Raw genomic sequence first — 12,313 nt, forward strand, 5'->3', positions numbered from 1 at the left:
AGGCCGACTTCGAGGCCGCGAAGGCGACTTCCCGCCATTCACTCCGAGGGCCGTGTCCCCCCCTGCCAGGGGGGACACGGCCCCAGTGCGTCTGCCTACCGTCAACTACCCGCCACTGAAACGGCGGAGGATGCGGCGGTGGTCTCCGGCCCTCCCCCATGGAGGCCGGAGACCACCGCCGCGCACGTGCGCGAGCCGCCCGCTGGCTCAGCCGCAGTTACCGGTGATCCACTGGTGGGACCGCACCTTGTACGTACCGGCGAGGTTGCCGCCCTGCTGCTGCCGGGTGCAGCCGATCCGGCTGTTGTAGTTGGTGTTCGCGTAGAAGGCGACACCGCTGTACGACCCGGTGCCGGCGTTCCACACCGACTTCACGTTCGTCGTGGCGGCCCAGGAACACTTGATGGCGCCGCTCTGCCAGTCGGGGTCGGCGACACTCCACGAGCACTTGCTGCCGGTGAAGTTGAAGCCGGTCCAGAAGCAGACGTCACCCGACGCGCAGTCCACGGCGGCGGCCGAGGCGGGTGCCGCCGACGCGGAGGCGGGCAGGGCCAGCGTGGTGGCGGCCGCCGCGCTGACGGCGAGGGTCGCGAGCAGCGGGGAGAGTCGGCGCGGACGACGTACTACGGAGAGGTTCATGGGTCTGTTTCTCCTTGCGATGCGGCTGCTGGTGGTCGGACAGCCAGAAGGTGGCAACGCGTGTCCCGGCCGGGCAAGGAGACCGGCCGGGCTGGGACGCCGGGACGGCCGCACGCCCGCTACTTGGCGCGTTATCTAACCCCTGGGACGGCCGTGGGACGGCTACTGTGTCGAGCCACTGCAACGTCTGACCAGCGTGCCGTAAGTGCCAGGGGGGAACCGCGATGCCCGCGTGCCCGGAGACCGAACGGTTCGGCGCGCTGTTGCGTTCGCTGAAGAACCGGTCCGGTCTGAGTTACGAGGCCCTCGCCAAGAAGACCGGCACGGCCGGGTCCACACTGCACCGCTACTGCCGCGGCACTTCGGTGCCCCAGGACTACGGAAGCGTGCACCGGTTCGCCACCGCCTGCGGCGCGACCCCGGACGAACTGCGGACGCTGCACCGGCAGTGGGCCCTGGCCGACGCCGCCCGGACGGAGCCGGGGACGGCGACGGGGACGGAGGCCGACGCAGTCGTTGTTGAGGTCGTCGATCTCGTGGACAGCGACGGCGCCGAGGAGCCGGAGACCGCGGAGCCGGGAGCGGTGGAACCGGGGGTCGTGCAACCGGAAGCGGTGGATCCGGAAGCGGTCGAGGTCGGGTCGATTCGGCCGGTCCGTCAGGGCCGGTTCCGTCTCGACCAGTTCCGGCAGGGCCGGTTCCGTGTCGTGGTGATCGGCGCCGTGGTCCTGACGCTCGGCGTCTCCGCCTGGGCCCTGACGACCGATCACCCGTCATCCGGCGTGGGCAGCGGCGGCGGCTCCACGGCGGACGGCCGTCTGCTCTTCTCGGCCGCCTGTCAGCCCGTGGTGGCCATGGGCCAGCACGACGCGTGCGTGGGCGAGGTACAACGGCTGCTGCACGCCAAGGGCGCGGACATCGACGTCGACTCGGACTTCGGCCCGCAGACGCTGCGCCGGGTCACCGCCTTCCAGGTGTTCACCGGTCTCCAGCCCAACGGAGTCGTCGGGGAAGCCACCAAGAAGGCGCTCTACACCTCGAACGTGCGCATGACCGTCTGGCCGCCGGCGAAGGTACGGCAGCACATCCGCGCGGTCTTCACCGACGCGCCCGACGCGGCGGTCGCCATCGCGGACTGCCAGTCGTTCCTCGACCCGCTGCACATCCTGCCCAACACCAACGGCACCCGTAACTGGGGTCTGTTCCAGATCTCCGACCTGCGCCTGCGCGAGCTGGGCGGGACCCCGCGTCAGGCGCTGGACCCGGAGTGGAACATCAGGGCGGCCGAGCGCCTCTGGAGCAAGAAGCGCGACTTCCACGACTGGCCGAACTGCGAGCGCGCGGTCAAGGGCGCCGCCACCACCGCGCCCGCAGGGTAGCGGCGGCCCACCGGAATCCCGGTGGACCGCCGCGCACGCACCGACCTGCCGTGGATCAGTGGAAGAAGTGCCGCGTCCCCGTGAAGTACATGGTGATGCCCGCCTTCTTCGCGGCCTCGACCACCAGCTCGTCACGGACCGAACCGCCGGGCTGGACCACGGCCCTGACACCCGCCTCGGCGAGGATCTCCAGACCGTCGGGGAACGGGAAGAACGCGTCCGAGGCCGCGTACGACCCGCGGGCCCGCTCGGCGCCCGCCCGCTCGACCGCGAGCTTCGCGGAGTCCACGCGGTTGACCTGGCCCATGCCGACGCCGACCGAGGCGCCGTCCTTGGCGAGCAGGATCGCGTTGGACTTCACCGCGCGGCAGGCCCGCCAGGCGAAGGCCAGCTCGTCGAGCTCACCCTCGTTCAGGGCGTCACCGGTCGCCAGGGTCCAGCTCGCCGGGTTGTCGCCGTCGGCCTGGAGGCGGTCGGTGACCTGGAGCAGCGCGCCGCCGTCGATCGGCTTGAGCTCGGTCGGGTTCGCGGGCGCACGGTGGGCGCGCAGCACGCGGATGTTCTTCTTCTTGGTGAGGGCTTCGAGGGCGCCGTCCTCGTACTCGGGCGCCACGATGACCTCGGTGAAGATCTCGGCGACCTGCTCCGCCATCTCCTTCGTCACCGGCCGGTTGACCGCGATCACACCGCCGAACGCGGACAGCGGGTCACAGGCGTGCGCCTTGCGGTGCGCCTCGGCGACGTTCGAGGCGATCGCGATGCCGCACGGGTTGGCGTGCTTGATGATCGCGACGCAGGGGTCCTCGTGGTCGTACGCGGCACGGCGCGCGGCGTCCGTGTCCGTGTAGTTGTTGTACGACATCTCCTTGCCGTGCAGCTGCTCGGCCTCCGCGAGACCGCCGGCGCCCGAGGTGTAGAGGGCGGCGGGCTGGTGCGGGTTCTCGCCGTAGCGGAGGGTGTGCGCGCGCTCCCAGGTGGCACCGAGGAAGTCGGGGAACCGGGAGGCGTCGACGGGGGCGTACTCGGAGGCGAACCAGGAGGCGACGGCGACGTCGTACGCGGCCGTGTGCTGGAAGGCCTCGGCCGCGAGCCGCTTACGGGTGGTGAGGTCGAAGCCGCCGGTCTTCACGGCGGAGAGGACGTCGCCGTAACGGTCGGGGCTGGTGACGACGGCCACGGACGGGTGGTTCTTGGCGGCGGCACGGACCATCGAGGGCCCGCCGATGTCGATCTGCTCGACGCACTCGTCGGGCGTCGCGCCCGAGGCGACGGTCTCACGGAAGGGGTAGAGGTTGACGACGACGAGGTCGAACGGCTTGACGCCCAGCTCTTCCAGCTGCCGCTGGTGGTCGGGCAGACGCAGGTCGGCGAGGATGCCGGCGTGGACCTTGGGGTGCAGGGTCTTGACGCGGCCGTCCAGGCACTCGGGGAAGCCGGTCAGGTCCTCGACCTTGACGACGGGGACCCCGGCCGCGGCGATCTTGGCGGCGGTGGAGCCGGTGGAGACGAGCTCGACACCGGCCTCGTGGAGCCCGCGGGCAAGCTCTTCGAGCCCGGTCTTGTCGTAGACGCTGACGAGCGCGCGCCGGATGACCCGCTTGGTGCCCTCGGTGCTCTCGGCCGTGACTGTGCTGTCGGCGGTCACTGGATAACTACCTTTCGTCCCTCAATGCGATAGCCGTTGCGGGCGAGCCGCCCCACGACATCGACGAGCAGTCTTCGCTCGACTTCCTTGATGCGCTCGTGCAGAGCGCTCTCGTCGTCCTCGTCCCGGACCTCCACCACGCCCTGAGCGATGATCGGTCCGGTGTCGACGCCGTCGTCGACGAAGTGGACGGTGCAGCCGGTGACCTTCGCGCCGTACGCGAGCGCGTCGCGTACGCCGTGGGCCCCCGGGAAACTGGGCAGCAGGGCGGGATGCGTGTTGACGAACCGCCCACCGAACCGGGCGAGGAATTCCTTCCCCACGATCTTCATGAATCCCGCGGAGACCACCAGGTCGGGCTCGTGGTCGGACACGGCCTCGGCGAGCGCGCTGTCCCACTCGTCCCGGGTGTCGTAGTCCTTGACGCGGCGGACGAAGGCGGGGATCCCGGCCCGCTCGGCCCGGGCGAGCCCTTCGATGCCGTCGCGGTCGGCGCCCACGGCCACGATCTCGGCCCCGTAGGCCTCCGGGCCGGCCGCGGCGATGCCGTCGAGCAGTGCCTGCAGATTCGTGCCTGATCCGGAGACCAGCACGACGAGGCGCTTGGTCTTGGCCACGACGGGGCCCTTTCTCGGGGGAGCGTTTGTACGGTCGTACGAATGCTTCGCGCCCCTGGATACAGGGAAGTCTACAAACCGGCCGACCGTCAGCAACGATACCGGCACACCGGGCGGCCCCCACGGGACGGGGGCGTGGCCGGAAGGTAGCGTCTGCGGTGGATCCTCCCGGGAACACCGTTCAGCACGGGGAACGCCCTGTGCGCTTGGGACGTTGACCTGGGACGGGTAGAACGTTCGGGGTACGAGCCCCAGGGGCGAACGTCCGGGGCGCGGGCCTCGGACGGAAGACCCGGGGCAGGGACTCCATGGAGCGGTGCCCGGGGTGCGAATCCCGGGTCCTGATCCTGAAAACGAACGCCCGGGGTGCGAGCCCCGGGCAGGACGCTCGGGGTGCGCGTCGCGAGCACGATGCCGTGTGGACACGCCGCCCGCCAGAACCACCAAGGGGAAGACGCACACCTGATGCCGGACCGCAGTCTCCGACTCCCTCCGCTCCTGCTGCGCGAGCGGCGCCCTTCGCCTACCCCGCCGCGGGAGAGCGGGGACACGCCCTCGGGTGGGAACGGTTCCGCGGGCGGACGCGGCCCGGACACAGACTCCGGCACGGGCTCCGGCTCCGGCTCCGGCTCCGGCTCCGGCTCCGGCTCCGGCTCCGACGACAATCCCTTCGCTCCGCCGCCGGAGGGCACGCCCGACCGCCCCTGGCAGCCTCGGCGTCCCGCGTCCGGCCAGAGCCCGAACGAGGACGACGGTTCCGGCCCCGGGTCCGACCCCGGACAGTCCCCCTGGGGCAGTCAGTGGAGCGACCGGCAGCCGGGGCGTTCGTCCGGCGGCGGTTTCGGCGACCGTCCCGGGGCTCCGCACGGTCAGGGCGGCCCGGAAGGTTCCGGCGGCGGCCCGGGCTCCGGAATGCGCTGGGACCCGACGGACCCCGCCCAGCGCCGCGCGCGCTACGCGCTGCTCTCCGGAATGTGGGCGTTCTTCTTCGCCCTGTTCAGCTGGCCGTACGTGGCGCTGCTGCTCGGTGCGCTCGCCCTCTACTGGGGCGGCAGCGCACTGCGTGCCAAGCCCCGCGCGCAGGACCCGGACACCCCGGCCCCCGACGCGAACACGCGCCCCCAGACGACCGCCGCGGTGAGCGGCCTCGTCACCGCGTCCCTGGCCATCATCATGGTCGCCGCGACCTTCACCGCGCAGCTCGTGTACAGCGACTACTACTCCTGCACGAACGACGCCCTCACCAACGCCGCCAAACAGTCCTGCAACGACCTCCTCCCGAAGGACCTGAGGGGCGTCTTGGGAACGCGCGGCTAGCGCCCCGTCAGGGGCGCGAGGAACTGCGCGCCCAGCCCCCACGCACCCGCAGCAAATTAACCGCCCGCCCGGGGGCTGGGGCGCAGCCCCTGGGGGGTCTGGGGCGCAGCCTCAGGGGATGGGAATGGGTAGGGGCGGCGGGGGCGAGGAACCGAGGGGGCCTCACTCACGCCGTCACTCCGTGTCATCGGAGGGCAAGAGGTCGTACGGCGCCAGGCTCGGATCCCGAGCCGGGCCCGACCCCGAAGCCGAACCCACCCCCACCTTCGAATTCGCCCCCACCGTAGAAGTCGCCTCCCCCTTCGCAACCGGCTCCACCGGACCCCCCTCACCACGCGACCGCCACGCCCCCCACGAGAACCACGAGGGCCGAGAGAGCCACGCAGGCCGAGAAACCCCCCGTCGCCGCCGAAGCTCCCACCCCCACAACCCCACCCCCACAGGAACCCCCACCCCCACCGTCCAAACCACCACCGCTCCGCCCACCTGCCACCACACCGGCCCGAAGTGAGCCAGCGCCGCCACCCCCAACGGCCCACCCGCCACCCCGGCAAGCACCGCCATCACCAACCCGCACAACACGGCCGCGACCCCCACCCCCACCGCGACCCGCCCCCACGACCAGGCCTCACGCCCCTCCCCCGGCGCCCCCGCGGTCACCAGGAACCACGCCACCGTCACCCCCGCCACCACCGGCACCCCCATCCCCACCTCAGTCCACACCGTCCCGGGCACAGGCACCGCCGCCAGCAGCGGAAACGCCGGCAACAACGGCCCCGGCCCCGACGCGGACAACGGCCCCGCGACATGCCCGGCCCCCAGCACGACCCCGGGCCCGAGCCCGTACGCGGCCCCCCACACCGCCGCGTTCGGCACGAGCGCCAGACAGAGCAGCAGTACCGCGAACCGCCCCGACCACACCTCGGTGAGCTGCGCGAACGAGGCCCGGGCGACATCGCCGTGCCACACCAGCGACACCGCCACCAACAGCGAGCCACCCCAGACGAGCACCGCCGCCCCGGCCCCGGCCGCCCGCGCCGAGGCCCCGAAGAACTCGGGCGAGCAACGGCGTACACCGGCGGGCATCACGGCGAGCAACCGCCGGACCCGCGCGGGCACAGGGAAGCCGGCGCGTCCGTACGTCGCCCACACCCCCATCCCCGCCGCACTCCCGGCGAGCAGCGGCAGGCATCCGGCGGTCCACACCCACGAAGGCCGCAACTCCCCGCCCGAGCAGTACAGCGCGGCCACCAGTCCGACCGTCAGATAGCCCCCGACGACCCCCGTCCACACCGTGCCCGGCTCCGCCTCGGCCTCGGCGTCCGCCACACCGCGCGCCGCCCGGTACAGCAGCCACACGGGCAGGACGACCAGCAGCAGCGGTGTCACACCCACCGGCATGGGCAGGCCCGACAGGGTCTCGGTGCGGATCAGCTCCACGCCGTGTGCGAGCAGCCACAACGCGGCGGCCACGTGCAGCGATCCACTCGGTCCGCTGTCCGGATAGGGCGAGCTGATCCACAGCATCATGACGAGGACGGCGAACGAGCCGAGCCCGAGCCCCGCCGCGAGGGCGCCACCCAGGAGGCTGGCGCCCAGTCCGGGTGAACGGTGGCGCATCCGGGTGAGCAGGGGCGACAACGACAGCCTGCGGTCGGTCATTTGGGTCACGCCCGCCATGCTCCCAACGACACGCGCTTTCTCGTCGTAACAGGCGAACCTCGGATGTGTCGCTCAATATGCAGCTATGTACTTTTTCGTACTAAGGGGAGCCCTATGGGGTCCGACATGACGCGCACCCCTGAGACCCCGCTGCCCTCCCCCAAGGAGCGCCGCCGCCTGCGCGAGGCCCAGTCGCTGAGCCAGGCCGACGTCGCGGCCGCGGTGGGCGTCACCCGTGCGACGGTGCGCTCGTGGGAGAACGGCCGTACGACGCCACGCGGCACCAAACGGGACGCGTACGCACGACTTCTGACGGGCGCCAAGGAGGTGACCCCCCATCAGGAGAACCCGGCTCCCGCCCTGGTCGGCGCCGCCACCGGCTCCGTACAGGCGTCCCCCGACCGCGCCGAACCCACCCCCGAGCCGCCCTCCGAAACCCCACCCGCCGCCGAGCTCGCCCCCAAACCCGATCCCGAATCCGATCCCGAACTCGGCCCTGCCCCCGCGCTCGACCCCGAACCCGAACTCGGCCCCAGACCCGAACCCGGCCCCAGACCCGAAGCCGAACTCGAACCCCTTTCGACCTCCCTGACGCCCGATCAGGCCTTCGACGCCCTCTACGCGTTCTGCGCCCCCGCCCTCGTACGGCAGACCTACCTGCTCACCGGGCGGCGCGAACTGGCGCGCGAGTCGGTGGAGCGCGCCTTCCAGCTGGCCTGGCACCGCTGGCCCGAGGTGGCCATGGACCGCGATCCGGCGGGGTGGGTGCGGGCGACGGCGCACGAGTTCGCGCTCTCGCCCTGGCACAGGCTGCGCCCCCGGCACCGCAACCCGGAGCCGCCGCCCACCGCCCCCGCGGACCGCGCGCTGCTCGACGTACTCCTGCAACTGCCGCCCGTGTACCGGCGGACCCTACTGCTCTACGACGGGGTCGGGCTCGATCTGCCGGAGACCGCGGCCGAGACGGAGGCGAGCACGCCCGCGGCGGCCAACCGGCTGCTGCACGCGCGCGAGGCCGTGGCCAGGCGGCTGCCTGAGCTGGCGGAGCCGAAGGAGTTGCACCGGCGACTCGCCGAGGTCGCCTCCGCCGAGCGGCTGCGCGCCGCGAAGCCCACCACGGTCCGCTGGGGCGGAGAGCAGCGCGCCCGGCACTGGACCCGCGCCGCCATCGCCTTCACGGTCGTCCTCATCGGCGCCACGACACTGACACTCCGTACGGCCCCGGACCACTACGAGCCGCCGCTCGCGCCCGGCGCCACGGTGCACGGGGTGCCGCCCCGGGTCGCGCCCGGACCGCTGTCCGCGGAGGAGCTGGCCCTGCGCGCCAAGCTCAAGGGGGAGACGGTCAGCGGGCCGGAGCGGCTGGTTCCGAAGGCAGGCTGAGCCGGGTACGACGACGGGCTCGCACCCCCCGTGGGGACGCGAGCCCGTTCAGTCTGGAGAAGGTCCAGCCTGGAGAAGGTCAGCCGGCGAGGATCTCGCGGGCCAGCTTCGCCGTCTCGGTCGGCGTCTTGCCGACCTTGACGCCGGCGGCCTCGAGGGCCTCCTTCTTCGCGGCGGCCGTGCCGGAGGAGCCGGAGACGATGGCGCCGGCGTGGCCCATGGTCTTGCCCTCGGGCGCGGTGAAGCCGGCGACGTAGCCGACGACCGGCTTCGTCACGTTCTTGGCGATGAAGTCCGCCGCACGCTCCTCGGCGTCGCCGCCGATCTCACCGATCATGACGATCAGGTCGGTGTCGGGGTCGGCCTCGAACGCGGCGAGCGCGTCGATGTGCGTCGTACCGATGACCGGGTCGCCACCGATGCCGACGGCGGACGAGAAGCCGATGTCACGGAGCTCGTACATCATCTGGTATGTCAGCGTGCCGGACTTCGAGACCAGGCCGATGCGGCCCGGCTTCGTGATGTCGCCCGGGATGATGCCGGCGTTCGACTGGCCCGGGGTGATGAGACCGGGGCAGTTCGGGCCGATGATGCGGGTCTTGTTGCCCTTCGACTTCGCGTACGCCCAGAAGGCGGCGGAGTCGTGGACGGCGATGCCCTCGGTGATGACGACCGCGAGGGGGATCTCCGCGTCGATCGCCTCGACGACGGCGGCCTTGGCGAAGGCCGGCGGCACGAAGAGGACGGACACGTTGGCGCCCGTCTTCTCCATGGCCTCGGCGACCGTGCCGAAGACCGGGATCTCGGTGCCGTCGATGTCGACGGACGTGCCCGCCTTGCGCGGGTTCACGCCACCGACGATGTTCGTGCCGTCGGCCAGCATGAGCTTGGTGTGCTTCATGCCCGTGGCACCGGTCATGCCCTGGACGATGACCTTGCTGTCCTTGTTGAGGAAGATAGCCATGGCGGTTGTTTCCCTCGTCCCTTACTTCGCAGCCGCGAGCTCGGCGGCCTTGTCGGCCGCGCCGTCCATGGTGTCCACGCGCTGGACCAGCGGGTGGTTGGCGTCCGACAGGATCTTGCGGCCCAGCTCGGCGTTGTTGCCGTCCAGACGCACGACCAGCGGCTTGGTGACTTCCTCGCCCTTGTCCTTGAGGAGCTGCAGCGCCTGGACGATGCCGTTGGCGACCTCGTCACAGGCGGTGATGCCGCCGAAGACGTTGACGAAGACGGACTTAACGTCCGGGTCGCCGAGGATGATCTCCAGGCCGTTCGCCATCACCGCGGCGGAGGCGCCGCCACCGATGTCGAGGAAGTTGGCGGGCTTGACGCCGCCGTGGTTCTCACCGGCGTACGCGACGACGTCGAGGGTGCTCATGACGAGACCCGCGCCGTTGCCGATGATGCCGACCTCGCCGTCGAGCTTGACGTAGTTGAGGTTCTTGGCCTTGGCCGCCGCCTCGAGCGGGTTGGCGGCGGCGTGGTCGACCAGCGCCTCGTGCTCCGGCTGGCGGAACTCGGCGTTCTCGTCCAGCGACACCTTGCCGTCGAGCGCGATGACGCGGCCGTCGGCGACCTTGGCGAGCGGGTTGACCTCGACGAGGAGGGCGTCCTCCTTGATGAAGGTGTCCCACAGCGTCACCAGGATCTCGGCGACCTGCTCGGCGACCTCGGCCGGGAACTTCGCCTGGGCGACGATCTCGCGGGCCTTCTCGATCGAGACGCCCTCATTGGCGTCGACCGGGACCTTCGCGAGGGCCTCGGGGTTCTCCTCCGCGACGACCTCGATCTCCACGCCGCCCTGTACGGACGCCATGGCGAGGAAGGTGCGGTTGGTGCGGTCGAGGAGGTACGAGACGTAGTACTCCTCGGCGATCTCGGGCGCGGTCTCGGCGATCATCACCTTGTGGACCGTGTGGCCCTTGATGTCCATGCCGAGGATGTCCGTCGCCCGGGCGACGGCCTCGTCCGGGGTGGCGGCGAGCTTGACGCCGCCGGCCTTGCCTCGGCCACCGACCTTCACCTGAGCCTTGACGACGGACTTGCCGCCAAGACGCTCGGTCGCCTCGCGGGCTGCCTCAGGCGTGTCAATGACTTCACCGGCCAGCACCGGTACACCGTGCTTGGCGAAGAGGTCCCTCGCCTGGTACTCGAACAGGTCCACGCGCGTCCGTCCCTATCAGTGATCTCGCGGTTCGTTGGATGCGTGGGCGTGCCGCGAAGGGCAACGTGACGTCCGCTGTCACAAGGGTGGCGCACACGGTGTCCGAGCGCGCGGCATGTCCGTCTCGCAGGTTATCGCCGCAGGACGTGGGTCCCTAAATCGCAGGTCACACCTGAGCGGTGATACCTGTCACAGATCTGGCCGGGACGGGGCCTCACCAGGCTGGGGTTTGCCTGGTGAGGCCCCTCGAAGAGCCCCTGAGGGGCCCGGGGAGGGTGGTCCCCACCCCAATGGGGACCACCCTCCCCATCCGCGGGGTTTCGGTCGGACAAGGCCGACGGCTTTCGGCCGTCCGGGGCCGTGGCCCCGCGAAGTCGGTCGGTGGATACAGCGCTACGGCGGGAGCGACGGTCAGACGCCGCGAAGCCGCCGACATTCATCTCGCCGCCGTAGGCCAGACCGGTGGCGCGGGCGGATGTTCAGGCCGCCAGCGGGGGAAGGACCGCCCTAGCCGGGGAAGAGCGGAATGTCCCGGTACCTGTCCCGGGTCCCGGCCGCGGTCACCGCCGCGGGAACACCAGGCACGAGCCGCAGCGGCGTCCGGTGACTCGGAGTGACGACGGCATGCGGATCGCCGTGGCGCGGCGTGCCGCTGTCGACGGCAGACTGACCGCCCAGCGCGCCCGTGGGGTCGCCGGGGGGTGCCTGCCGGTCGGGACCCGGCCCCGGTCCCGGCGCCGCGCCGCGGTGCTCGCCGCGCACGGCGACACCGTCCGTGTCCGTACCGAGGCGGGCGGGGCCGTAGTACGTCGGGCCGACGGGCCCGGCGTCCGCGTGCCGCACCACCGCATGCGACGACGAGGGCACGGCACCCGCACCCGAGTGCTGGGGCCCCGAACCGGCGGACGGAACCTGACCCCCCGCGCCCGGAAGCGAGGCCGGATCGGGCAGGCCTGGCACCTCGGGCAGGGAGGGCGACGAGGGAAGGGACGGCAGTGTCTTCGGCGGAGCCTGGCCCAGCTCGCCGGTCACGGTCTCCACGAGATCACCGACCGGCCGTACGACCCTGTCGGCAGCCGGCCGTACGACGTGCCGGACGGTGTCGGTCACGCGGGTGATGGTGTCGCCGACCTGAGCGACGGTGTCCGTGACATGAGCGTGGGTGACGGTGTCCGTGACGCAAGCGTGGGTGACGGCTTCCGTGACACGAGCATGAGTGACGGTGTCCGTGACGTGAGTGACGGTGTGGGCCGCCGGGTGCGCCACCGACAGCGGAGCACCCGGCTTCACCACCCGTACCGACGAACTCGTCGGAACCGTCGGCACCAACTCGTCCGCCCCGTCCGCCGCATGCGCCCGCTCCCCGCAGAGGACCCCGAGCGCGAACAACCCGGCCACCAGCAGCGCCAGTCGCAGTGCACGCCGCCCTGCCGCCGTCCGCGTCATGCGCGTCATACGCAGAGCGGCACCGGCGAAGGGCGGTTCGGCGGCGAGCGGGGTCAAGACG

General features: G+C 71.7%; 10 protein-coding genes. 3 read left to right on the plus strand and 7 right to left on the minus strand.

What is annotated here, in order from left to right:
- Positions 1–207: 207 nt before the first annotated feature.
- On the minus strand, positions 208–639 hold the full coding sequence (locus AQJ27_RS13165; protein ID WP_067366826.1) for a peptidase inhibitor family I36 protein: 432 nt from the start codon (positions 637–639) through the stop codon (positions 208–210).
- Between the two features lie 224 nt (positions 640–863).
- On the opposite strand from AQJ27_RS13165, the gene AQJ27_RS13170 reads away from it, so the two are divergent.
- A complete protein-coding gene (locus AQJ27_RS13170) occupies positions 864–2,018 on the plus strand; it encodes a helix-turn-helix domain-containing protein (protein ID WP_067366829.1) in 1,155 nt (384 codons plus the stop codon).
- A 55-nt stretch (positions 2,019–2,073) separates the two neighbouring features.
- On the opposite strand, the gene purH is transcribed toward AQJ27_RS13170, so the two are convergent.
- Together purH and purN are read right to left on the minus strand one after the other, a co-directional pair.
- Entirely contained in the window at positions 2,074–3,663 is a 1,590-nt protein-coding gene (gene purH, locus AQJ27_RS13175; protein ID WP_067366834.1) for a bifunctional phosphoribosylaminoimidazolecarboxamide formyltransferase/IMP cyclohydrolase, read from the minus strand.
- Positions 3,660–4,280 (minus strand): phosphoribosylglycinamide formyltransferase, encoded by a 621-nt coding sequence (gene purN, locus AQJ27_RS13180; RefSeq protein WP_067366836.1) that lies wholly within the window; start codon positions 4,278–4,280, stop codon positions 3,660–3,662. The genes purH and purN overlap by 4 nt, the downstream gene beginning before the upstream one ends.
- 465 nt (positions 4,281–4,745) lie before the next feature.
- Here purN and AQJ27_RS13185 point away from each other — a divergent pair, with 465 nt between their 5' ends.
- Positions 4,746–5,597 (plus strand): hypothetical protein, encoded by an 852-nt coding sequence (locus tag AQJ27_RS13185; RefSeq protein WP_067367845.1) that lies wholly within the window; start codon positions 4,746–4,748, stop codon positions 5,595–5,597.
- A gap of 174 nt (positions 5,598–5,771) precedes the next feature.
- On the opposite strand, the gene AQJ27_RS13190 is transcribed toward AQJ27_RS13185, so the two are convergent.
- Positions 5,772–7,277, minus strand: coding sequence for a cell division protein PerM (locus AQJ27_RS13190; protein ID WP_067366838.1), 1,506 nt, complete (start codon positions 7,275–7,277; stop codon positions 5,772–5,774).
- 108 nt (positions 7,278–7,385) lie between these two features.
- Between AQJ27_RS13190 and AQJ27_RS13195 the strand changes: the two genes are divergently transcribed.
- The gene (locus tag AQJ27_RS13195) at positions 7,386–8,642 is read left to right on the plus strand and encodes a helix-turn-helix domain-containing protein (protein ID WP_067367847.1); all 1,257 of its coding nucleotides are present in this window, start codon (positions 7,386–7,388) and stop codon (positions 8,640–8,642) included.
- 79 nt (positions 8,643–8,721) lie between these two features.
- On the opposite strand, the gene sucD is transcribed toward AQJ27_RS13195, so the two are convergent.
- The 3 genes from sucD to AQJ27_RS13210 form a co-directional block, all read right to left on the minus strand.
- On the minus strand, positions 8,722–9,606 hold the full coding sequence (sucD, locus tag AQJ27_RS13200) for a succinate--CoA ligase subunit alpha (protein ID WP_060901445.1): 885 nt from the start codon (positions 9,604–9,606) through the stop codon (positions 8,722–8,724).
- A gap of 21 nt (positions 9,607–9,627) precedes the next feature.
- Positions 9,628–10,806: an ADP-forming succinate--CoA ligase subunit beta gene (gene sucC / locus AQJ27_RS13205; protein ID WP_060901446.1), complete on the minus strand. Its 1,179-nt coding sequence runs from the start codon at positions 10,804–10,806 to the stop codon at positions 9,628–9,630.
- A gap of 507 nt (positions 10,807–11,313) precedes the next feature.
- Complete coding sequence (locus tag AQJ27_RS13210; RefSeq protein WP_067366840.1) at positions 11,314–12,309, minus strand: hypothetical protein; 996 nt, start codon at positions 12,307–12,309, stop codon at positions 11,314–11,316.
- Positions 12,310–12,313 lie beyond the last annotated feature (4 nt).

This window comes from Streptomyces olivochromogenes, from assembly GCF_001514115.1.
Lineage (GTDB): Bacteria > Actinomycetota > Actinomycetes > Streptomycetales > Streptomycetaceae > Streptomyces > Streptomyces olivochromogenes.

What these genes read in the sequence shown, in the direction of transcription:
- AQJ27_RS13165 (WP_067366826.1), bottom strand. Translation starts at nt 639, where the DNA reads ATGAACCTCTCCGTAGTACGTCGTCCGCGCCGACTCTCCCCGCTGCTC.
- AQJ27_RS13170 (WP_067366829.1), top strand. Translation starts at nt 864, where the DNA reads ATGCCCGCGTGCCCGGAGACCGAACGGTTCGGCGCGCTGTTGCGTTCG.
- AQJ27_RS13185 (WP_067367845.1), top strand. Translation starts at nt 4,746, where the DNA reads ATGCCGGACCGCAGTCTCCGACTCCCTCCGCTCCTGCTGCGCGAGCGG.
- AQJ27_RS13190 (WP_067366838.1), bottom strand. Translation starts at nt 7,277, where the DNA reads ATGGCGGGCGTGACCCAAATGACCGACCGCAGGCTGTCGTTGTCGCCC.
- AQJ27_RS13195 (WP_067367847.1), top strand. Translation starts at nt 7,386, where the DNA reads ATGACGCGCACCCCTGAGACCCCGCTGCCCTCCCCCAAGGAGCGCCGC.
- sucD (WP_060901445.1), bottom strand. Translation starts at nt 9,606, where the DNA reads ATGGCTATCTTCCTCAACAAGGACAGCAAGGTCATCGTCCAGGGCATG.